Genomic DNA, 22,992 nt, shown 5'->3' on the forward strand with positions numbered 1-22,992 from the left:
GTGCCGGCACTTGCACTCGCACTCGCGCCGATCCCGACGTCAGCGCCAGCACATGCACATCGCGCTACGCCTTCGCCGGCGCCGCCGATTGCGCACGCGCCCGGTCGGTTGCGAACGTCCTCGCGAGCACGCCGAGTACCGGCTGCTCGATCAGCCGATACGCACCTGCCCCAACCACGACGACGAGCGCGAGGCCGCCCGCCACGATCCAGTCCGCACCGACCTGCTGCCCCACGCCGTGCTTGAGCGCCGTCGCAACGGCCGCCACGACGAAGTTGTGCGTCAGGTAGATCGAATACGACGCGTTGCCCAGCAACACCAGCGCGCTGTCCGCGACCGGTCGCACGTGGTCGATCAGCACCGCGCCAAGCACCAGCAGGAACGCCGGACCGCCGTAGACGAGCGCACGCGGCGCATGACCCACGAACAGCTCCATCGGCGGATTGCCCACACCGTCCGCGCCGGCCAGCGCCGCGCCGAGCAGCCCGAGCACACCCGCGACGACCAGCATCCGGCCGACGGCCAGCATCGCGGCGGGCGTCCAGCGATCGCGCACGACCGCATACGTCATCGCCGCGACGATGCCGAGCAGGAATTCGCCGATCAGTTGCGCGCCGGTCAGCATCGTGACCGACGTCGGCGCACCGAGCAGGTGGCAGGCCACGCCGACCGTCAGGAAGGTGGCCGCGAGAAACGGCAGCAGCAGGCGGCGCAAGCCGAGCGCGATCGCAACGGCGAATGCGAAATAGAAGTAGATCTCGTAGCCGAGCGTCCAGCCCTGCTCCAGAAACGGCCGCCAGATGCCGTCCGGATTCACCGCCGGCCACAACAGGTACGAGCAGATCAGGTACTGGAGCGTCGCGTGATGACTCTTCAGCACGAGATGCGCGCTCCACATCGCCACGAGCACGGTGGTCCACATCCAGTACAGCGGATAGATCCGCAGCACCCGCCGCTTCAGGAACCGGCCGGCCGCGGCCCATCCGGCCGCATCGCGGCGATGCGTATGCAAGATGATGAAGCCGCTGATCACGAAGAACAGGTCGACGCCCGCATTGCCGATCGCCGCGAAATTGCGCGTGTTGATCCATGCGGGCGCATGGTGATAGAGCGGCATCGCGGCGGCGAAATGCCAGAACGCCACCAGCAGCGCCGCAACGGCCCGCAGGATCTGGATCGAGTGCAGTTGCGCGCGCGCCTCGCCTGCGCGGCCGCTGTTGCTGTCCGAATTCATTTCGATGACTCCCGTTGACGCGGACACCGTAGCAAGAGCGGACGATCCGCTGCGTGTGCCGGATCACTGAAACGCGATTGGCCGGCGCGATTGCGCCGGTCGGCGGGCGGGACAGGAGGAATGGATGACGAAAACGGCGCTACGCAAAGAAAAAGCCGCGTCGAAGCGGCTTTTCAGTTCATTCGGTCGAGTCCGGCGAGATCGCACACGGCCGGCGCACCGAACCGTTACACCGGATGGAACACGTCGTGATAGCGGACGTCGCCCGATGGCCGTGGCGCGGTGTCGTCGAATGCCAAGGCGAGGAAATGCTCGGGCGGCGCATCCGCGAACACGAAATCGCCGGACGGCACGAAACCGAAACGCGCGTAGTACCCGGGATCACCGAGCACGACGCAGCCGCGCGCGCCGAGCCGGCGCAACGCGTCGAGCCCCGCACGCACGAGCCCCGCGCCGATGCTCTGGCGCCGGCATTCGGGCAGTACCGCGAGCGGCGCGAGCCCGTACCACTGCTGGCTGCCTGCCGGCTCGCCGCCGATCGAGACCGGCGAGAACGCGATATGGCCGATCACGCGCTCGTCGCTCTCCGCGACGAGCGACACGCCGAGCGCGCCATCCGCGCGCAACGCGTCGACGATCCGCCGCTCGAACGCGCCGTGCTGCGGCGCGTCCGCGAACGCGGCCACGATCACGCGACCGATCGCCTCGACGTCGCTCGCGCGCTCATCGCGCAGCGTGACGATCTCGACCGGCGCGTGCGGATCGAACATCAGCCGATCCAGCGGCGTGCGTTGCGGAACACGCGCATCCACGGGCTCGCCTCGCCCCAGCCTTCCGGATGCCAGCTCATCGTGACCGTGCGGTGCACGCGCTCCATGTGCGGCATCAGCACCGAGAAGCGGCCGTCGGCCGTCGTGACCGACGTGATGCCGGCCGGCGACCCGTTCGGGTTGAACGGATAACGCTCGGTCGCTTCGCCGCGGTGGTCGACGTAGCGCATCGCGACCGCGACGCGATCGATGTCGCCTTGCTGCGAGAAGTCCGCATAGCCTTCGCCATGCGCGACCGCCACCGGAATCCGCGAGCCTTCCATCCCCGCGAAGAAGATCGACGGCGACTTCTCCACTTCGACGAACGAGAAGCGCGCCTCGAACTGCTCGGACTTGTTGCGCGTGAACTTCGGCCACGCTTCGGCGCCCGGGATCATCGATGCGAGGCTCGACAGCATCTGGCAGCCGTTGCAGATGCCGAGCGCGAACGTGTCGGGGCGCGCGAAGAAGGCCGAGAACATGTCGGCGAGATTCGCGTTGAAGCGGATCGTCTTCGCCCAGCCTTCGCCCGCGCCCAGCACGTCGCCGTACGAGAAGCCGCCGCATGCCACCGCGCCCGCGAAATCGGCGAGCGTCGCGCGGCCGGCCAGCAGGTCGCTCATGTGCACGTCGTGCGCGTCGAAGCCCGCACGGTCGAATGCGTATGCCGTTTCGAGGTGCGAGTTCACGCCCTGCTCGCGCAGGATCGCGACGCGCGGGCGCGCGCCCGTCGCGATGAAGGGTGCTGCGATGTCGTCGGCCGGATCGAACGTGAGCACCGGCGAGATGCCCGGGTCGGCCGCATCGAGCAGCGCGTCGTATTCGGCGTCCGCGCAGGCGGGGTTGTCGCGCAGGCGCGCGATGCGCCAGCTCACTTCGCCCCATGCGCGATGGAGTTCCGCGCGCGGCGCGTCGAACACCTTCTTCGCGTCGCGGTACACCTCGATCACGTCGCGATCGTTGACCGTGCCGATCACGTGCGAGCACGCCGACAGGCCGAACTCGCGCAGCGCGCCGAGCACCGCGTCGCGATCGGCCGCGCGCACCTGCACGACGGCACCGAGTTCTTCCGAGAACAGCGCGCGCAGCGTGCGATCCTCGCGACGGCCGCTCGTCTGCTTCGCCCAGTCCTTCGCGTCGCCGTAGTCGGATTCATGATTCGGGTCGAGCGTCAGCATGTCGACGTTCAGCGACACGCCCGCGTGACCCGCGAACGCCATTTCGCACACCGTCGCCCACAGGCCCCCGTCCGAGCGGTCGTGGTACGCGAGCAGCTTGCCTTGCGCGTTGAGCGACTGGATCGCGTTGAAGAAGCGCTTCAGGTCTTCCGGATCGTCGACGTCCGGCGTCGTGTCACCGACCTGCTGCGTGACCTGCGCGAAGATGCTGCCGCCCATGCGGTTCTTGCCGCGGCCGAGATCGATCGCGATCAGCACGCTGTCGCCTGCGTCGACGATGCGGCGCAGTTGCGGCGTCAGGTGACGGCGCACGTCTTCGACCGGCGCGAACGCGGAGATGATCAGCGACACCGGCGACACGACTTCCTTCGCGACGCCCTGCTCGTCCCACTTGGTCTTCATCGACAACGAGTCCTTGCCGACCGGGATGCCGATCCCGAGCGCCGGGCACAGCTCCATGCCGATCGCCTTGACCGTGTCGAACAGCGCGGCGTCCTCGCCGGCCGTGCCGCACGCGGCCATCCAGTTCGCCGACAGCTTCAGCTTGTCGAGCGACGCGATCGGCGCGCTCGCGATGTTCGTGATCGCCTCGCCGACCGCCATGCGGCCCGAGGCCGGCGCGTCGATCACCGCGAGCGGCGTGCGCTCGGCCATCGTCATCGCCTCGCCCTTGAAGCCCGCGTAGTCGAGCGCGGTCACCGCGCAGTCGGCCACCGGCACCTGCCACGGGCCGACCATCTGGTCGCGCACCGACGTGCCGCCGACCGAACGGTCGCCGATCGTGATCAGGAACGACTTGCTGCCGACCGTCGGGTGCTTCAGCACGTCGACCGCGATTTCCGACAGGGCGACGCCCGTCACGTCGACCGGCGCGCGCTCGGTCGCGACACGCGTGACGTCGCGGTGCATGCGCGGCGGCTTGCCGAGCAGCACTTCCATCGGCATGTCGACCGGGTATTCCTCGACGCCCGTCGCTTCGTCGTCGACGAGCTTCAGCTGGCGTTCGTCGGTCGCGATACCGACCACCGCGAACGGGCAGCGCTCGCGTGCGCAGATCGCCTCGAAGCGCGGCAGGTCAGCCGGCGCGATCGCCAGCACGTAGCGCTCCTGCGCCTCGTTCGACCAGATTTCGCGCGGCGACAGGCCCGATTCCTCGAGCGCGACCTTGCGCAGTTCGAAACGCGCGCCCTTGCCCGCGCCGTCGACGATCTCGGGGAACGCGTTCGACAGGCCGCCCGCGCCGACGTCGTGGATGCTCAGGATCGGGTTTTCCGCGCCGAGCTGCCAGCAGCCGTTGATCACTTCCTGCGCGCGCCGCTCGATTTCCGGGTTGCCGCGCTGCACCGAGTCGAAGTCGAGTTCGGCCGTGTTCGCGCCGGTCGCCATCGAGCTCGCCGCGCCGCCGCCCATGCCGATCCGCATGCCGGGGCCGCCGATCTGGATCAGCAGCGAGCCGGCCGGCACGTCGTGCTTGTGCGTGTGCTGATCCGCGATGTTGCCGAGGCCGCCCGCGATCATGATCGGCTTGTGATAGCCGTGCACCTTCCCGCCGACGTTCTGCTCGTACACGCGGAAATAGCCGCCGAGGTTCGGGCGGCCGAATTCGTTGTTGAACGCGGCGCCGCCGAGCGGGCCGTCGATCATGATCTGCAGCGGCGACGCGATGCGGTCCGGACGGCCATACGGGCCGTGCTGCTCGTTCGGGTTGCGCTCGGCGACCGGCTGCGCCGCGTCGCGTGCGTTCTCCCACGACTGGCGTGCGTCCGGCAGGTCGAGGTTCGACACCGTGAAGCCCGTGAGGCCGGCCTTGGGACGCGCACCGCGGCCCGTCGCGCCTTCGTCGCGGATCTCGCCGCCCGCGCCGGTCGCCGCGCCCGGGAACGGCGAGATCGCCGTCGGGTGGTTGTGCGTCTCGACCTTCATCAGCGTGTGCGTGAGCTCGGTGTGGCGCCCGTAGCGCTCGCCCGGCTCGCCGGCCGCGCCTGCGTTGCGCGGGAACCAGCGCTCGGCTTCGGCGCCGACCATGATCGACGAGTTGTCCGAATACGCGACGATCGTGCCTTGCGGGCTCAGCTTCTCGGTGTTGCGGATCATCGCGAACAGCGACATGTCCTGCGCTTCGCCGTCGATCGTCCAGTTCGCGTTGAAGATCTTGTGGCGGCAGTGCTCGCTGTTCGCCTGCGCGAACATCATCAGCTCGACGTCGGTCGGGTTGCGTTCGAGCTTGCGGAACGCGTCGACCAGGTAGTCGATCTCGTCGTCGGCGAGCGCGAGGCCCAGCTCGACGTTCGCGCGCTCGAGCGCGGCGCGGCCAACGCCCAGCACGTCGACGGTCGCGAGCGGCTTGGCCGGCAGCTCGTCGAACAGATGCTTCGCGTCGTCGCGCGCGGCAACCACGCTTTCGGTCATCCGGTCATGCAGCGCGGCTGCAACCGCGGCGCGCGCGTCGTCGGACAGCGCCTTCTTGCCGCCGAGCAGGCCCGACTTCAGCGTGACCGTGAATTCGACGCCGCGCTCGATGCGGCGCACCTGCGTGAGGCCGCAGTGCTGCGCGATGTCGGTCGCCTTGCTCGCCCACGGCGAAACGGTGCCGAAGCGCGGCAGCACGACGAAGGTCTCGGTCGTGCCCTTCTCGGCCGCCGGCTCGAACGGCGCGCCGTAGTGCATCAGCGCGTCGATGCGGGCGCTGTCGTCGGCCGACAGCGGCTCGGCCGCATTGACGAAGTGCAGGAACTGGCCGCGTACCGCGACGATGTTGGCGTCGATTTGCCTGAGCGTGTCGAGCAGACGGGTTTGACGGAAATCGGAGAGGGCCGAAGCGCCGGGAAAACACGAGAAGTGAGCCATGGGCTGGACTGACGTCGATGAGTCGCGCGAGGTGGCGACGTGGGGCGAAAGGAAGGCCGTAATTATACCCGGAAGTCGGTCATCCCAGACCGGCTGATCGGCACCCTGATCGGCACCCGTCACGCACCGCGACGGTGCACCGGCATCCACGGCGCCCGGCCGGCCGCCGGGCCGGCGTGCGCGGCCGCGGTGGCCTGTGACCGCAAGACGGCGGAATCGGATGGGGTTGCGTGGCACCGGTTCGCGCGATTTTGGCGCTATCATTCCCGGTTCACCGGGCCGGGGGCCCGTCAGCGAATTCTCACCGGGCGGCGTGCGCGCCGCCCGTCATCGAAGCAATCCATGGATGTCATCGTCATCGGCGGCGGAATCAGCGGCGTCGCCACCGCCTACCAGCTGCGCGCGGCCGGCCATCGCGTGTGCGTGGTCGAACGCCACGCGACCGTCGCGCAAGGCGCGACCTACGGCGACGGCGGCACGCTGCTGCCGAGCCCGCTCGACGTCTGGTTCGGCCCGACCTTCATGCGCCAGCGCCAGCCGCGCGACACCGGCATCGTCTACAAGCCGGGCTTCAACGGCGGCGTGCGCCGCTTCGTCAAGCAGCTCGCCGCGCTGCGCGAACCCGATGCATTCACCGCGCAGTATGCACGGCTGCGCCCGCTGATCGACGCATCGCGCGAGTCGCTCGCCGACATCGAGGCGCGCTTCCAGCTCGAATTCGAGCAGAAAGCCGGGATCCTGCACGTCGTGCGCGACCCGCGCGACTGGGAAGCGCTGCAGCCGGCGCTCGAATTGCTGCGCGCGCTCGACCAGCCGTACCGCGTGCTCACCGCCGACGAATGCGCGGCGCTCGAGCCGTCGGTGCCGGCCGAGCCCGGCTTCGCCGGCGGCGTGCTGCTCGAGAGCGAGCGCACCGGAAACTGCCCGCTGTTCGCGAAACTGGTCAAGCAGACGCTCGACGAGCACGGCGTGCAGTTCCGCTTCGGCGCGGACGTCGCGGCGATCCGCGTCGACACCGGCCGCGCCGCGATCGAGCTCGCACCGGCCGGCGGCCGGCACGCGAAGAAGGCGCACGAGGTCGACGTGATGGCGGCCGACGCGATCGTGGTCGCTGCCGGCGCCGGCAGCCTGCCGCTGCTGGAGCGGCTCGGCTGGCGGCTGCCGCTGCACCCGGTCCGCGCGCATACGCTGACCGCGCCGGTCGCGTACGAAGAACATGCGCCGCACCTGAGCGTCGTCGATTCGATCAAGCGGATCTCGATCACGCGCACCCACCAGCGGCTGCGCATCGGCGGCGGCGCCGTGCTGCAAAGCCTCGCCGACACCGCGAAGCCGCTCCCCGAGCCGCTGTCCGAAGCCGCCCTCGCGCTGCTCGGCCAGGCCGTCCACGACTGGGTGCCGGGCGCCGCGAAGATTTCCGCCGCGCTGTCGTGGCAAGGCACGCAACTGCTGTCGCCGGACGGCCTGCCGGTCGTCGGTCCGACCCCGCATCCGCGCGTGTTCGTCAATTTCGGTCACGGCCCGGCCGGTTGGGGCCTCGCGTGCGGGTCTGCTAAAGTGGTGACAGACTGTCTGGCCGGCGACACGCAGCAGTGGCCCGCCGACACGCTCGCCGCGCTCAGCGCCGCGCGCTTCACGACCTGACCGCCGCGGGCCCGTCCCGGGGCGCTTCCTCCCGCCGCCATGACCCCGCGATGACGAATACCCGCCCGCTTCCCGATTCCGTCCCGCTCGCGCTGCTGCGCGTCGCCGACCTGCGCGCGGCCGAGGCCGCCGCGACCGCCGAACTGCCGCCGCACACGCTGATGGGCCGCGCGGGCGCCGCCGCCGCGCGCTGGCTGTCCGAACGGGTCGCCGGCGACGATCGCCCGGTCTGGTTCGCGGTCGGCCCCGGCAACAACGGCGGCGACGCACTGGTGGCCGCCGCGCAGCTGCAGCAGCTCGGCGTCGCGACGCAGGCCTGGATGCCCGTGCCGGTCAAGCCGGACGATGCGCAATGGGCGCTCGGCCTCGCGCGCGCGGCCGGCGTGCAGTTGTCGACCGAACCGCCCGCCTCGCTCGACGATTACGCATGGGTCGTCGACGGACTGTTCGGCATCGGCCTCGGTCGCGCGCTCGACGGCCCGTTCGCCACCCAGGCCGCGCGCATCGCCGCACATGCCCGACGCGGCGGCCGCGTGCTCGCGCTCGACGTGCCGAGCGGACTGGACAGCGACACGGGCCGGATCGTCGGCGCGGGCGTCGCCGTCGCCGCGACCCACACGCTCACCTTCATCGGCGCGAAGCCGGGCCTTTACACCGGCGACGGCCGCGACCTCGCCGGCCAGATCGACATCGCGTCGCTCGACGTCGCCCCACCCGCCGCGCCGGCCATCGTGCTGAATGCGCCGGCACGATTCGCCGCCGCATTGCCCGCCCGCGCGTTCGCGTCGCACAAGGGCACGTTCGGCAGCCTCGCGGTGCTCGGCGGCGACACGGGCATGTGCGGCGCGCCGATCCTCGCCGCGCGCGCCGCGCTGTTCGCGGGCGCCGGCAAGGTGCATGTCGGTTTTCTCGGCGCCGGCGCACCGCCGTACGACCCGCCGTTTCCCGAACTGATGCTGCATCCCGCGGATGGCCTGGACCTCGACGCGATGTCCGCGATCGCAGCAGGCTGCGGCCTCGGCACGCGCGAGGCCGCAGCCACCCTCGTGCGCGACGTGCTCGCGCACGATGCCGTGACGCTGCTCGACGCCGACGCGCTGAACCTCGTCGCGACGCACGCCGACCTCGCGGCCGCCGTGGCCGCCCGCGGCACACGCGGCAACGCGTGCGTGCTGACGCCGCATCCGCTCGAGGCAGCGCGGCTGCTCGGCAGCGACACGGCGTCGGTGCAGCACGACCGACTGGCCGCGGCCCAGGCGCTCGCCACGCGTTACGCGAGCGTCGCCGTACTGAAGGGTTCGGGCACGGTGATCGCCGCGCCCGACGGCCGCCTGACGATCAACCCGACCGGCAATGCGGCGCTCGCCACCGGCGGCACCGGCGACGTGCTCGGCGGCCTGATCGGCGCGTTGCTCGCGCAACGCGTCGCGCCGTACGAAGCCGCACTCGCGGGCGTCTACCTGCACGGCCTCGCGGCCGATACGCTGACCGCGCACGGCACCGGGCCGGCCGGCCTCACCGCGGGCGAACTCGCGCCGATGGTGCGCACGCTGATCAATCGCCTTTTTTACCCGTCGCCACGCGCCGACATGTAACGCCGCTATACTGAGTGCCCCCGCCGCACGGCGGGCCCGCTCGTCCGCCGGCCTTCCGATCCCGAGGCGCCGGCGCGGCATTCCTCCCGATTCACGCTTCACTCGAACCGCCATGACGCTGAATTCGCTCCCCGCCTGGACTGCCCTTCAATCCCACTTCGAACAGATTCGCCATGCGCGGCTGCGCGACTGGTTCGCGCCGGAAAACGACCGCGCGCCGACCCGCGCCGAACGCTTCACGGTCCCGGGCGGCGGCCTTGCGGCCGACTTCTCGAAGAACCGCATCAACGACGACACGCTGCGCCTGCTCGTGCAGCTGGCCCGCGAAGCGGGCGTCGAAGCGCGCCGCGACGCGATGTTCGCCGGCGAGATCGTCAACCCGACCGAAGGCCGCGCCGCATTGCACACCGCACTGCGCGCGACGGACCCGCACGCGCCGTTCCATGCGCAGGTCAGCGCCGAGCGCGCGAAGATGGCGACCTTCGCGCGCGCCGTGCGCAGCGGCGCGTGGACCGGCTACACCGGCAAGCGCATCCGCCACGTGATCAACATCGGCATCGGCGGCTCGGATCTCGGGCCGAAGATGGTCGTGCACGCGCTGCACCATGTCGCGACGCCCGACATCTCGACGCACTTCGTGTCGAACGTCGACGGCGCCGATCTCGCGCGCGTGCTCGAACAGGTCGACCCGGAGGAAACGCTCGCGATCATCGTGTCGAAGACCTTCACGACGCTCGAGACGATGACGAACGCACGCTCGCTGCGCGACTGGTTCGTCGCGCGCGGCTGCCCCGAGGACGCGCTCGCGAAGCACTTCGTCGGCGTGTCGGCGAACCCGGCCGAAGTCGTGAAGTTCGGCATCGCCGCGGACAACGTGTTCGAAATGTGGGACTGGGTCGGTGGCCGCTATTCGCTGTGGTCGGCGGTCGGCCTGTCGATCATGATCGCGGTCGGGCCCGAGCAGTTCGACGAACTGCTCGCCGGCGCGAACGACATGGATCGCCATTTCCGTGAAGCGCCGCTCGAGCGCAACCTGCCGGTGCTGCTCGGCCTGATCGGCATCTGGTATCGCAACTTCTTCGGCTCGCAGAGCTACCTCGTCGCGCCGTATTCGGAAGCGCTGCACTACCTGCCGTCGTATCTCCAGCAGCTCGAGATGGAAAGCAACGGCAAGTCCGCGCGCCTCGACGGCACATTCGTCGATTACCCGACGTCGGCCGTCACGTGGGGAGAGCCTGGCACCAACGGCCAGCACGCGTTTTTCCAGATGCTGCACCAGGGCCCGACGATCGTGCCGATCGACTTCATCGCGGTGCTGACGCCCGAGCATCCGCTCGCGAGCCATCATCCGAAGCTGCTCGCGAACTGCTTCGCGCAAAGTGAAGCACTGATGCTCGGCCGCACACTCGACGAAGCGCGCAAGGTCGCCGGCCCCGGCAAGGAAGCGCTCGCGCCGCACCTGACGTTCCCCGGCAACCGCCCGACGACGACGCTGCTGGTGGACGCGCTGACGCCACGCACGCTCGGCGCGCTGATCGCGCTCTACGAGCACAAGGTACTGGTGCAGGCGACGGTGTGGGACATCAATCCGTTCGACCAGTGGGGGGTCGAGCTCGGCAAGATTCTCGGCAAGGTCGTCGAAGCCGACCTGTCGGCCGAGTCGGTCGATCCCGCGAAGCACGATTCGTCGACGACCGCGCTGATCGCGCGCGCGCGGGCAGCGCTCAAGCGCTGACGCGACGACGTCGAACGCATGCCGGCCGCACCGGGCGATCCACCTGGTACCCGGCGCGGCCGGCAAAAATTCAGTCCCGCGCTATGCCGCGTGCGGTGCGACGATGCGTCCGGCGTCGATGGTGACCATCGTCGCGCAGCGCCGCGCGAGCTCGGGATCGTGCGTGACGAGCACGAGCGTCGCACCGTGCGTGCGATTCAGCTCGAACATCAGGTCGATGACCGCGTGGCCCGTGGCCGCATCGAGGCTGCCGGTCGGCTCGTCGGCGAACAGGATCGCCGGATGCGTGACGAATGCGCGCGCGAGCGCGACGCGCTGCTGCTCGCCGCCCGACAGCAGTTTCGGATAATGCGCGGTACGCTCGCCGAGACCGACCTGCACGAGCAGCGCGCGGGCACGATCGGCCGCGTCGCGCGCACTGATGCCGCCCTGCAGTTCGAGCGGCAGCATCACGTTCTCGAGCGCCGTCAGGTGCGGCATCAACTGGAACGACTGGAACACGAACCCGACCGCGCCGTTGCGCAGCGCGGCACGCTCGTCTTCGTCGAGCTGGTCGAGCGCGCGGCCGAGCAGGCGAACCGTGCCGCTCGTCGCGCTGTCCAACCCGGCAAGCAGGCCGAGCAGCGTCGATTTGCCCGACCCCGATGCGCCGACGATCGCGAGGCTGCTGCCGGGCCGCACGGCGAGCGTGATGCCGTCGAGAATCGTCAGCTCGCCCGTTGCATCGGCAACCCGCTTGCACACGTCATGGACTTCGATGATCGGATCGGTAATCTTGAACATGGACACGACATTCCGCTGGAAAAGGCGCGCGGTACTCGCCGCACTGCTGGGGACCCTGGCCGCAACAACCATGCCCGCACGCGCCGCGACGGCGGCGGCCCCGACCTCGGGCCAGCCCGCGCTCGTCGTGCTCGGCGACAGCCTGTCGGCCGAATACGGGCTGCCGCGCGACACCGGCTGGGTTGCGCTGCTGCGGCAACGGCTCGCGACCGAGCGAATCGATTATAGCGTCGCGAATGCAAGCGTCAGCGGCGACACCACGAGCGGCGGCCGCGCACGACTGCCCGCGGTGCTGCAACGGCTCAAGCCGTCGATCGTGGTCGTCGAGCTCGGCTCGAACGATGCGCTGCGCGGCGTGCCGCTCGCGACGACCGAGCAGAACCTGCGCGACATCATCGCCGATGCGCGGCAGGCGCGCGCGAAGGTCGTGCTGGTCGGCATGTACGTGCCGCCCAACTACGGCCCCGACTACACGCAGAAGTTCCATGCGGTCTACACGCGCCTGTCGAAGGAACTCGGCGTACCGCTCGTGCCGTTCCTGCTGGCCGGCATCGAGAACAAGCCCGAGATGTTCCAGCCGGACCAGATGCATCCCGCGCAGCAGGCGCAGGGCATCCTGCTCGACAACGTCTGGCCGGCGTTGAAACCGCTGCTCGGCAAGCCGCGCGGCTGACCTCCCCACTCGCTACCGCCGGAAAGCAAAAAGCCCCGCTCGAAGCGGGGCTTTCTGTTGCTGCGTGCGAAACCGTGAACGGTACTTCGCGTGGTTGTCGCCTGGCAGTCGCTCAGTTGCCGCCGTCCTGCGACTGGCTCTGCGTGGTGCCGTACACCTTCACCTTCGAGCGGTCGCGCAGCGCGGCGAGATATGCTTCGCCTTCGCTTTGCGCTTCGACCTGCGCCATCTGCTGCTGCGCGGCCGCGAGCTGCTGCGGATCGACGGCCGTACCCGCGATCACCGTGTTCACGCGATAGATCGCATAGCCGTCCGCACCAAGGTCGACACCGACATACGCCGGCAGCGTCTTCGCATCGACCTTGTAGACGGCGCTCAGCGCGGCCGGCGTCAGGCCCTGCGACTGCGTGCGCGACACCTTCTGCGCGGCCGCGAAGCCATCGGCCGACTTCGACTTCTGCAGCTCGGCCAGCTTCGCCGCACCGTCCTTCTTCGCGAGTTCCGCAGCCTGCTCGGCGACCACCTTCTGACGCACGACGTCCTTGATCGCGTCGAGCGCGGGCACGGCAGCCGGCTTGTAGTCGGTCACGCGCGCCGAGATCAGCGTGTTGTTGCCCACGTCGATCGCCTGCGTGTTGTTCTGGCTCTTCACCGAATCGTTCGCGAACACGGCAGCGAGGAACTTCGGATTGTTCAGCGGGCTCGTCGGCGGCAATTGCGGATTCGGCGTCGGCGTGACGGTGGCCGTCTGGATCGTCAGCTTGTACTTGTCGGCGGCCGGCTGCAGCGTCTTCGCCTTTTCATACACGGTCGACGTGAAGCCTTCCGCGTTGTCCGAGAACGCCTTCGCTGCGTACTGCTGCTTCAGATCGACTGCGATCTGGTCCTTCACGTCCGCGAACGGCTTGACCACCGACGGCTTCACTTCCGTCGCCTTCAGGATGTGGAAGCCGAGATCCGATTGCACGACACCGCTCACGTCGCCCTGCTTCAGCGCGAACGCCGCATCGTCGAATGCCTTGCCGCCCGCCGTCGAGCCGCGCGTGATGAAGCCGAGATCGCCGCCCTTCGCTGCCGACGGTGCATCCTGCGAGCTCTTCTGCGCGATCTGCGCGAACTGGTCCGGATGCGCCTTCACGTCGGCCAGCAATTGCTCGGCCTTCGCCTTCGCGGCTGCCTTGTCGGCCGCGCTCGCGCTGCTCGCCGCTGCGATGAAGATGTGGCTCACGCGCACCTGCGCTTCCGAGCGGAAGTGCGTCGGGTTGTCGTCATAGAACTTCTTGATGTCCGCCTCGGTCGGCTGCGCGCTCGCGGCAGCGGCGGCCGGCGAATAGACGAGATACTGGATCGTCGCGGTTTCCGGCGTCGCGAAGCTTTGCTTGTGCGCGTCGTAGTACGCGGCGAGCTGTGCGTCCGTCGGCTGTACCTTCGCCGCGTAGTCGCTCGTCTTCAGCACCAGCGCCTGCACTTCGCGCTGCTGCGCGGCCAGCTCCGACAGGCGTTGCGCCGGGCCCTTCGGCGTGAACGCGCTCGCGATGATGCTCGCCGGAATCTGCTGCAGCGCGAGGCTGTAGCGCACGCGCTCCTGATACTGCTCGGGCGTCATCCCCTGGAACGACAGCAGCTGCGCGTAGCGTTCGACGTCGATCGAACCGTCGGGCTTCTTCAGCGACGCGATCATCGGGTCGCTCATCAGCGCATCGCGCACGGCGTTGTCGGATGCGGTCAGGTGCAGGCGTTGCGTCTCGTCGGCCAGCACGCGTTGCTGGATCAGGCCGTCGAGTACTTGCTTGCGATGTTCGGGCGTGTCGAACGCCTTGATGTCGAACTGCCCGCCGAGCGCCTGGCGCGCCTGGTCGACCTGCTGACGGAACGCGCCGTCGAATTCGACCCGCGTGATCTTGTGCCCGTTGATCGCCGCGACGTTCGCGCTGTCGTCGAAGAAGCCGCGGAAACCTTGGATCCCGACGAAACCCAGCCCCGGCAACACGATCAGGAGCAGGAGCGCCATCATCAGGCGCTGGTGATTACGGAAGAAATCGAGCATGCGTGACGGGAAAATTGGACAAAACGTCCGATATTACAACATACGGGGTGGCACGGGAGAAAAGCAGGTGCGCAACGCGCGGGCGTGAGCGACGATGCAAATGAAAAAGCCCGCACGAGGCGGGCTTCTTCATTTTCTGGCGGAGCGGACGGGACTCGCCTACATCCTGCAGGCCGCGGCTGCGCGTGCACGCGCAGCCCTTCGCGTCCCGCCGGAAGCCGCGCAGGCGGCTTCCTCCGCTCCGCAGTCACGCGCCCGCAAGCGGGCGCGATCGACGACGCAAATGAAAAAGCCCGCACGAGGCGGGCTTTTTCATTTTCTGGCGGAGCGGACGGGACTCGAACCCGCGACCCCCGGCGTGACAGGCCGGTATTCTAACCGACTGAACTACCGCTCCTTGGTCTGGCTGAATCGTGAAACTGGTGGGTGCTGAGGGGTTCGAACCCCCGACCTACGCCTTGTAAGGGCGCCGCTCTACCAGCTGAGCTAAGCACCCGTTTCCGATTCGTTCTGGCTGCGATCTGCGTTTCGGCATCAACAACCAGCGAGCCCGCAAGTTTAATTCATCCCCGATCATTTTGCCAAGCCCATGCGCAAAAAATTTTAACGCGCGGCGCTACACACGATCCCGACGCGCATAAAAAAACCCGCGGACTCGCCGCGGGTTTCGCGAACCACCGTCAGCGACGGCGTTCAGGTTCTCAGTGCTTCACGACTTCCGTCGAACCGGCATCCTTGGCCGCCTCGCCGACCGGTGCCGCAGCCTTCGCCTCTTCTTCCGGCGGCAGCGGGGTCGGCGTACGTTCGAGCGCGAGCTCGAGCACCTTGTCGATCCAGCGGACCGGCACGATCTCGATCGCGTTCTTCACGTTGTCCGGAATGTCCGCGAGATCCTTCACGTTCTCTTCCGGGATCAGCACGAGCTTGATGCCGCCGCGATGCGCAGCCAGCAGCTTTTCCTTCAGCCCGCCGATCGGCAGCACTTCGCCGCGCAGCGTGATCTCGCCCGTCATCGCGACATCGGCACGCACGGGAATGCCCGTCAGCACCGACACCAGCGCGGTCGTCATCGCACCGCCGGCGGACGGACCGTCCTTCGGCGTCGCGCCTTCCGGCACGTGGATGTGGATGTCCTGCTTCTCGAACGCTTCGTCCTTGATGCCAAGACGCCGCGAACGCGAGCGCACGACCGAACGTGCGGCCTCGACCGACTCCTTCATCACGTCGCCGAGCGAACCCGTGCGAATCACGTTGCCCTTGCCCGGCATCACCGCGGCTTCGATCGTCAGCAGGTCGCCGCCGACTTCCGTCCACGCGAGGCCCGTCACCTGACCGACCTGGTTTTCCTTCGCCGCGAGGCCGAAGTCGTACTTGCGCACGCCGAGGAACGTATCGAGGTTCTCGCCGTCGACCTTGATCGCGCCCGATGCCTTCTTCAGCAGCAGCATCTTCACGACCTTGCGGCAGATCTTCGACACTTCCCGCTCGAGCGAACGCACACCGGCTTCGCGCGTGTAGTAGCGGATGATGTCGCGGATCGCCTGCTCGGTGACCTCGATCTCGCCGTCCTTCAGACCGTTGTTCTTCTTCTGCTTCGGCAGCAGGTAACGCTGCGCGATGCTGACCTTCTCGTCTTCCGTGTAGCCCGACAGACGAATCACTTCCATCCGGTCGAGCAGCGGCGGCGGGATGTTCAGCGAGTTCGACGTCGCGACGAACATCACGTCCGACAGGTCGAAGTCGACCTCGATGTAGTGGTCGGCGAACGTGTGGTTCTGTTCCGGATCGAGCACTTCGAGCAGCGCCGACGACGGATCGCCGCGGAAATCCATGCCCATCTTGTCGACTTCGTCGAGCAGGAAGAGCGGATTGCGCACGCCGACCTTCGCGAGGCTCTGCAGGATCTTGCCCGGCATCGAGCCGATGTACGTGCGGCGGTGACCGCGGATCTCGGCTTCGTCACGCACGCCGCCGAGCGCCATCCGGACGAACTTGCGGTTCGTCGCGCGAGCGATCGACTGGCCGAGCGAGGTCTTGCCGACGCCCGGAGGCCCGACGAGGCACAGGATCGGCGCCTTGACCTTGTCCACGCGCTGTTGCACCGCGAGGTACTCGAGAATGCGTTCCTTCACCTTCTCGAGGCCGAAGTGATCCTCGTCGAGCACCTGCTCGGCGTTCGACAGATCGTTGTTGACCTTGCTCTTCTTGCGCCACGGCAGGCCGATCAGCGTGTCGATGTAGTTGCGCACGACGGTCGCTTCCGCCGACATCGGCGACATCAGCTTCAGCTTCTTGAGCTCGGCGTCGGCCTTCTTCTTCGCTTCCTTCGGCATGCGCGCGGCGTTGATGCGCTTCTCGAGTTCCTCGAGATCCGCGCCCTCTTCGCCTTCGCCCAGTTCCTTCTGGATCGCCTTGACCTGTTCGTTCAGGTAGTACTCGCGCTGGCTCTTTTCCATCTGGCGCTTCACGCGCCCGCGGATGCGCTTCTCGACCTGCAGGATGTCGATCTCGGCTTCGAGCTGCGCGAGCAGGTGCTCGAGGCGCTCGATGACCGGGAACATCTCGAGGATGTGCTGCTTCTGGTCGAGCTTCAGCGGCAGACGCTCGGCGATCATGTCCGCGAGACGGCCGGCTTCGTCGATGCCGGACAGCGACGTGAGAATCTCCGGCGGGATCTTCTTGTTCAGCTTCACGTACTGGTCGAACTGCGACACGATCGCGCGGCGCAGCGCTTCCGTTTCAGCGCTGTCGGCGTGATCGGGCTCGAGCGGCATCACTTCGCAGGAGAACTGCGTCTCCTGTTCTTCGATCGACAACGCCTTCGCGCGCTGCAGGCCCTCGACGAGCACCTTCACGGTGCCGTCCGGCAGCTTCAGCATCTGCAGGATGTTGGCGATACAGCCGACCTCGTACATGTCCTTTTCGGTCGGTTCGTCCTTGGCCGCGGTTTTCTGGGCGACGAGCATGATGTGCTTGCCGCCTTCCATCGCTGCTTCGAGGGCCTTGATCGATTTCGGCCGGCCCACGAAGAGCGGAATGACCATGTGCGGGAAAACGACGACGTCCCGCAGCGGCAGCAGCGGGAGCGTGATGCGTTCCGGCGGGAGAAGTTGGGTGCCTGACATTTCATTTCCCCATGAGTGGAATCAATTGTTCGGTAATTGAGGCCGCCACAACGAATTGCAAGCCTTCAAGTGCGGGAAATATTCGGTAAGAAAGTAACCACCGCGTGTCGAGTCAGAGTTACCCACAAGATAAACGAAAAAAAGCCGCCCACGATCTCATGAACGGCCTTTTTCGCAGAACATCGTCGGCAAGCCGGTCAGTTCGAACCCGCCACCTTCGGCGTGTCCTCATAGATCAGCAGGGGTTTGCCGTCGCCATCGATCACGTTCTCGTCGATGATGACCTTGCTGACCCCTTTCATCGCCGGCAGCTCGTACATCACGTCGAGCAGCGCCTGTTCGATGATCGAACGCAAGCCGCGCGCGCCGGTCTTGCGGCGGATCGCCTTGCGGGCGACTGCCTGCAACGCGCCCGGCCGGATTTCCAGCTCGACGCGCTCCATCGCGAACAGCTTGTGATACTGCTTGACGAGCGCGTTCTTCGGCTCGACCAGGATCTTCATCAGCGCGGCTTCATCGAGCTTGCCGAGCGTCGCGACCACCGGCAGACGGCCGATCAATTCGGGGATCAGACCGAATTTGATCAGGTCTTCCGGTTCCGTTTCGCGCAGCACTTCGCCCGCGTCGCGTTCCTGCTTGCTCTTGACCGTCGCGCCGAAGCCGATGCCCGTCTTTTCGGTGCGATCGGTGATCACCTTCTCGAGGCCGTCGAACGCGCCGCCGCAGATGAACAGGATGTTGGTCGTGTCGACCTGGATGAAATCCTGGTTCGGATGCTTGCGGCCACCCTGCGGCGGCACCGACGCCATCGTGCCCTCGACGAGCTTCAGCAGCGCCTGCTGGACGCCCTCGCCCGACACGTCGCGCGTGATCGACGGGTTGTCCGACTTGCGGCTGATCTTGTCGATTTCGTCGATGTAGACGATCCCGCGCTGGGCCTTGTCGACCTCGTAGTTGCAGTTCTGCAACAGCTTCTGGATGATGTTCTCGACGTCCTCGCCGACGTAGCCGGCTTCGGTCAGCGTCGTCGCATCGGCGATCACGAACGGCACGTTCAGCAACCGCGCGAGCGTCTGCGCGAGCAGCGTCTTGCCGGAGCCCGTCGGGCCGATCAGCAGGATGTTGCTCTTCGACAGCTCGACGTCGTCCTTCTTGTCGAGATGCTTCAGGCGCTTGTAGTGGTTGTACACGGCCACCGCGAGGATCTTCTTCGCACGCTCCTGGCCGATCACGTACTGATCGAGGATGTCGCGAATTTCCTGCGGGCTCGGCAGATCCGACCGGGACAGGCTGGCCTCGACGCCGGCGGCAGCCGCCTCGTCGCGAATGATCTCGTTGCAGAGGTCGATGCACTCATCGCAGATGAATACCGACGGGCCCGCGATGAGTTTCTTCACCTCATGCTGGCTCTTCCCGCAAAACGAGCAATACAACAGCTTCTCGCTGTTCGAACCTTTTTTGTCCGCCATGAATGTAGAGCCTCCGGACAGGTAGATGACATGATACGCCGAATGCTCCGAACGCCGCGCCTAGGGCGCGACCGGAGTCGGCTGGATGCGCTTGCCGCAGATGCTCAGGGCACTCGGGACGTTGCAGGGGCGCCGCGCAAATCGGGGCGGCACCCCACTTAAGCTCACGGGCGCTTCAGCAGCACCTGATCGATCAGCCCGTAAGCCTTCGCGTCCTCGCTCGACATGAAGTTATCACGGTCGGTGTCGCGCGCGATGCGCTCCACGTCCTGGCCCGTATGCTGCGCGAGCAGGTTGTTCAGCCGTTCCTTCAGGTAGAGGATCTCGCGTGCCTGGATCTCGATGTCGGACGCCTGGCCGCGTGCGCCGCCGAGCGGCTGGTGAATCATCACGCGCGAGTTCGGCAGCGCGAAGCGCTTGCCCTTCGCGCCCGACGCGAGCAGGAATGCGCCCATGCTGGCCGCGAGACCCATGCACAGCGTCGACACGTCCGGCTTGATGAACTGCATCGTGTCGTAGATCGCCATGCCGGCCGACACCGAGCCGCCCGGGCTGTTGATGTAGAGGCTGATGTCCTTGTCGGGATTCTCGCTCTCGAGGAACAGCAATTGCGCGACCACGAGGTTGGCGGTCTGGTCGTTCACTTCGCCGACCATGAACACCAGGCGCTCCTTCAGGAGACGCGAATAGATATCGTACGAACGCTCGCCGCGGCCGCTCGTTTCGACGACGATCGGCACCAGCCCCAGCGCTTGCGCCTCGAAACCCTGCGGCGCGTTCGAAGCAAGCATGTCCAGCAATTCAGCGCGAGTGATCATTCAATGAACCTTGTTCGAATGGAAAATTGAACGGAGGGAAGCCGCCCGCTCAATCGCCATATTAATGGCAACCGTGCGCTTGACGTAAAAACGGCGTGCGGGCCGTCGCTCCGACAGCCGGCACGCCGCTAGAGCAACACTTACGCTTGCGCCGATGCGCTCGCGAGTGCCTCGAAGCTCACTTCCTTGTCCGTCACCTTTGCCTTGCCCAGCACGAAGTCGACGACGTTGCTTTCAACGACGAACGCTTCCATCTCGGCGAGGCGCTGCTGGTTCGAATAATACCAGCGGACCACTTCCTTCGGGTCTTCGTAGCTCTTCGCGAACTCGTCGACTTCCGCGCGGATCTGTTCCGGCTTCGCTTCGAGGCCGTTCGACTTCACGAGCTCGGCCAGCACGAGGCCCAGCTTCACGCGACGCTCCGCCTGCTCGGCGAACATCTCGGCCGGGATCGGTGCGTCCTTCGCGTTCGGCACGCCGCGCTGCGCCAGATCCTGGCGAGCCATTTCGACGAGACGTTGCTGGTCTTGTTCGATCAGGGCCTTCGGCACGTCGAGTTCGGAAATCTTCAGCAGCGCGTCCATCACCTGGTTCTTGACGATGGCTTGCGTGCGACGCTTCGCTTCGCGCTCGAGGTTTTCCTTGATTTCGGCGCGCATCTTCGTCAGGTCGCCGTCTTCGATGCCGAGCGACTTCGCGAATTCGGCGTCGATTTCCGGCAGGTGCGGCCATTCGATCTTCTTCATCGTGACCGTGAATTGCGCCGTCTTGCCCGCCACGTCCTTGCCGTGGTAGTCGTCCGGGAACTTCAGCTCGAACGTGCGCTGTTCGCCGGCCTTCAGGCCGAGCGCCGCCGTTTCGAATTCCGGCAGCATGCGGCCTTCGCCGAGCACGAACGGGAAGTCTTCGGCCGTGCCGCCCTGGAACGCGACGTCGTCGATCTTGCCGACGAAGTCGACCGTCACGCGGTCGCCGTTCTTCGCTGCGGTGTCCTCACCGCCGTCGCCGTGCTCGCCGGCTTCGCCACGAGCGTGGTAGTGCACGCGCTGCTTGCGCAGGATGTCCAGCGTGCGGTCGATTTCGGCGTCGCCGATCGACGTCGTCGAGCGCTCGACTTCAGCCGTCGCCAGATCGCCGATCTTCACTTCCGGGTAGACCTCGAACGTCGCGTCGAACGCGTACGCATCTTCAGCCTGTTCCTGCTTCGGCTCGAAGCTCGGCTGGCCGGCGACGCGCAGGTTTTCCGCGCGGCTGATCGTGAAGAATTCCTGGCCGATCTTGTCGCTCAGCACTTCCGCCTCGACCTGACCCGAGTATTGCTGGGCGACCATCTTCAGCGGCACCTTGCCCGGGCGGAAACCCGGCATGCGAACGTTCTTCGCGAGTTTCTGGATACGGGCGTCGATTTCCTTCTGCACGGTGTCCTTCGGCAGGGAAATCGTCACGCGGCGTTCAAGCTTGCCGAGGTTCTCAACAACGTTAGCCATGGCTTCAATCGTCCTAAAATTATTCGAGCGAATCGGGTTTTCCTTGCCGTGCCTGCCTGCGGCGTGAGATGCGTCTCACGCACACGCCGCGCCGGAGCGCCACGCCATCCCTGCACGCGCCGGATGGCTAGCGCAAGCGGCTCGGAGCACGGCTTTGGCCGGAAGAATCGACTATTCTAGCAAACAATCTTCCTCATACCGCCAGATCGGCACGACAACCGTGCGCACCCGCGGTGCCGCCCGCTCCCGCGCGCGGCAATGCGCGCGGATCGCCGCTATGCCGAACGCCGTATCCACCGCGGGCCCGCCATCCTGTAAGCTCCGATTGAAGGTGCGCCGCGGCCGCGGCCGCCATTCTTCACACCAATCACGCCTTCCGGAGACACCATGCCGCAACACCCGTCCGCGCCTGTCGTCGTCATCGCGCCCGATTCGTTCAAAGGCTCGCTTTCCGCCGAGCAGGTCGCGGACGCGATCGCCACCGGCATCCGCCGCGCCCGGCCCGATGCGGTCGTGCGCCGCTGCCCGATGGCCGACGGCGGCGAAGGCACGCTCGACGCGATGCTGGCGGGCGGCGGCACGCGGCGCACGCTGCAGGTGGCCGGCGCGTCGCTCGCCGCACGCGATGCGGCAGTCGGCGTGATCGACGCGCGCACCGCGATCGTCGAGACTGCCGAGATCGTCGGCATTACCGATGCGGTCGGCATGAGCGTGCCGGTCGACGCGCGCAGCACGCGCGGCATGGGCGAAGCGATCCGCACGCTGCTCGACGAGGGCGTGCGCCGCTTCTTCGTCGCGCTCGGCGGCAGCAGCACCAACGACGCGGGCGCAGGGTTGCTCGCGGGCCTCGGCCTGCAATGCTTCGACGCGGCCGGCCAGCCGGTCGAACCCGTGCCGGCACGACTCGCCGACATCGCGCGGATCGACGCGGCGGGGCTCGATCCGCGCCTGCAGGACGCGGAATTCATCGGCATGTCCGACGTCGACAACCCGCTGACGGGCGCGCATGGCGCAACCGCGGTGTTCGGTCCGCAAAAGGGCGTCACGCCCGGGCAGGTCGCAATCCTCGACGCCGCGCTCGGCCATTTCGCCGACCTGCTCGAGACCGCGCTCGACCGGCGCTGCCGCGACCTGGCCGGTGCCGGCGCCGCGGGCGGCCTCGGCTTCGCGCTGCACATGCTCGGCGCGCAGTTCGAAGCCGGCGCGGAAGTCGTCGCGCGGCAGGTCGGGCTCGATGCGGCACTGGCCGGCGCCGACTGGCTGATCACCGGCGAAGGCCGCTCCGACGTGCAGACGCTGCACGGCAAGGCGCCGTTCATCGCGTGCCGCCACGCGCGGGTCGCGGGCGTGCCCGCGTCGCTGCTGTCGGGCGCGGTCGACCCGGCCGCGCTGCCGCGCCTGTCCGAACACTTTTCCGGCTGCTTCTCGCCGGCGCCCGGCCCGATCACGCTCGACGTCGCGATCCGCGACGCGGCGAACCTGCTCGCGAACGAAGCGGAACAGTTGACACGGCTGAAGTACGGCGCACACTGACCGTTGACCCGAGCG

At 67.5% G+C, this 22,992-nt stretch carries 14 protein-coding genes and 2 tRNA genes; 5 read left to right on the forward strand and 11 right to left on the reverse strand.

The features are described 5' to 3' along the window. Positions 1-64: 64 nt before the first annotated feature. The 3 genes from DIE02_RS00635 to purL all read right to left on the reverse strand — a co-directional run bounded on the left by DIE02_RS00635 (position 65) and on the right by purL (position 6,068). Positions 65-1,234 carry an acyltransferase gene (locus DIE02_RS00635; RefSeq protein ID WP_124486241.1) on the reverse strand — a complete coding sequence of 390 codons (1,170 nt, stop codon included), beginning with the start codon at positions 1,232-1,234 and terminating at the stop codon, positions 65-67. A gap of 227 nt (positions 1,235-1,461) precedes the next feature. Further along, on the reverse strand, positions 1,462-2,004 hold the full coding sequence (locus DIE02_RS00640; RefSeq protein WP_124486240.1) for a GNAT family N-acetyltransferase: 543 nt from the start codon (positions 2,002-2,004) through the stop codon (positions 1,462-1,464). Further along, positions 2,004-6,068, reverse strand: a complete 4,065-nt coding sequence (gene purL / locus DIE02_RS00645) for a phosphoribosylformylglycinamidine synthase (RefSeq protein ID WP_124486239.1) — start codon at positions 6,066-6,068, stop codon at positions 2,004-2,006. The genes DIE02_RS00640 and purL overlap by 1 nt, the downstream gene beginning before the upstream one ends. A 342-nt stretch (positions 6,069-6,410) precedes the next feature. Here purL and DIE02_RS00650 point away from each other — a divergent pair, with 342 nt between their 5' ends. The 3 genes from DIE02_RS00650 (at position 6,411) to pgi (ending at position 11,042) form a co-directional block, all read left to right on the forward strand. Further along, on the forward strand, positions 6,411-7,712 hold the full coding sequence (locus DIE02_RS00650) for an FAD-dependent oxidoreductase (RefSeq protein ID WP_124486238.1): 1,302 nt from the start codon (positions 6,411-6,413) through the stop codon (positions 7,710-7,712). A 50-nt stretch (positions 7,713-7,762) separates the two neighbouring features. Beyond that, positions 7,763-9,307 (forward strand): NAD(P)H-hydrate dehydratase, encoded by a 1,545-nt coding sequence (locus DIE02_RS00655; protein ID WP_124486237.1) that lies wholly within the window; start codon positions 7,763-7,765, stop codon positions 9,305-9,307. Between the two features lie 112 nt (positions 9,308-9,419). Then, a complete protein-coding gene (pgi, locus tag DIE02_RS00660; protein ID WP_124486236.1) occupies positions 9,420-11,042 on the forward strand; it encodes a glucose-6-phosphate isomerase in 1,623 nt (540 codons plus the stop codon). Positions 11,043-11,123: 81 nt separating this feature from the next. Here pgi and DIE02_RS00665 read toward each other — a convergent pair whose 3' ends face one another. Continuing rightward, the gene (locus DIE02_RS00665) at positions 11,124-11,825 is read right to left on the reverse strand and encodes an ABC transporter ATP-binding protein (RefSeq protein ID WP_044843672.1); all 702 of its coding nucleotides are present in this window, start codon (positions 11,823-11,825) and stop codon (positions 11,124-11,126) included. On the opposite strand from DIE02_RS00665, the gene DIE02_RS00670 reads away from it, so the two are divergent. Next, positions 11,824-12,498, forward strand: coding sequence for an arylesterase (locus tag DIE02_RS00670; protein ID WP_124486235.1), 675 nt, complete (start codon positions 11,824-11,826; stop codon positions 12,496-12,498). The genes DIE02_RS00665 and DIE02_RS00670 overlap by 2 nt on opposite strands. Positions 12,499-12,610: 112 nt before the next feature. On the opposite strand, the gene DIE02_RS00675 is transcribed toward DIE02_RS00670, so the two are convergent. The 7 genes from DIE02_RS00675 to tig form a co-directional block, all read right to left on the reverse strand. Beyond that, on the reverse strand, positions 12,611-14,545 hold the full coding sequence (locus DIE02_RS00675; protein ID WP_124486234.1) for a SurA N-terminal domain-containing protein: 1,935 nt from the start codon (positions 14,543-14,545) through the stop codon (positions 12,611-12,613). Between the two features lie 320 nt (positions 14,546-14,865). After that, positions 14,866-14,942 (reverse strand) — tRNA-Asp (locus tag DIE02_RS00685). Positions 14,943-14,965: 23 nt separating this feature from the next. Then, positions 14,966-15,041: transfer RNA gene (locus DIE02_RS00690), tRNA-Val, on the reverse strand. A 205-nt stretch (positions 15,042-15,246) separates the two neighbouring features. After that, positions 15,247-17,670, reverse strand: coding sequence for an endopeptidase La (lon, locus tag DIE02_RS00695; RefSeq protein ID WP_044843675.1), 2,424 nt, complete (start codon positions 17,668-17,670; stop codon positions 15,247-15,249). Between the two features lie 197 nt (positions 17,671-17,867). Then, positions 17,868-19,139 (reverse strand): ATP-dependent Clp protease ATP-binding subunit ClpX, encoded by a 1,272-nt coding sequence (gene clpX, locus DIE02_RS00700; protein WP_006754177.1) that lies wholly within the window; start codon positions 19,137-19,139, stop codon positions 17,868-17,870. A 164-nt stretch (positions 19,140-19,303) separates the two neighbouring features. After that, positions 19,304-19,957: an ATP-dependent Clp endopeptidase proteolytic subunit ClpP gene (gene clpP, locus DIE02_RS00705; RefSeq protein WP_006496351.1), complete on the reverse strand. Its 654-nt coding sequence runs from the start codon at positions 19,955-19,957 to the stop codon at positions 19,304-19,306. 140 nt (positions 19,958-20,097) lie between these two features. Beyond that, a complete protein-coding gene (tig, locus tag DIE02_RS00710) occupies positions 20,098-21,444 on the reverse strand; it encodes a trigger factor (RefSeq protein ID WP_044843676.1) in 1,347 nt (448 codons plus the stop codon). Positions 21,445-21,831: 387 nt separating this feature from the next. On the opposite strand from tig, the gene DIE02_RS00715 reads away from it, so the two are divergent. Further along, on the forward strand, positions 21,832-22,977 hold the full coding sequence (locus tag DIE02_RS00715; protein WP_124486233.1) for a glycerate kinase: 1,146 nt from the start codon (positions 21,832-21,834) through the stop codon (positions 22,975-22,977). The last annotated feature ends 15 nt before the right edge of the window (positions 22,978-22,992 follow it).

This window comes from Burkholderia sp. Bp8991, assembly GCF_003853795.1.
Taxonomy (GTDB): Bacteria; Pseudomonadota; Gammaproteobacteria; order Burkholderiales; family Burkholderiaceae; genus Burkholderia.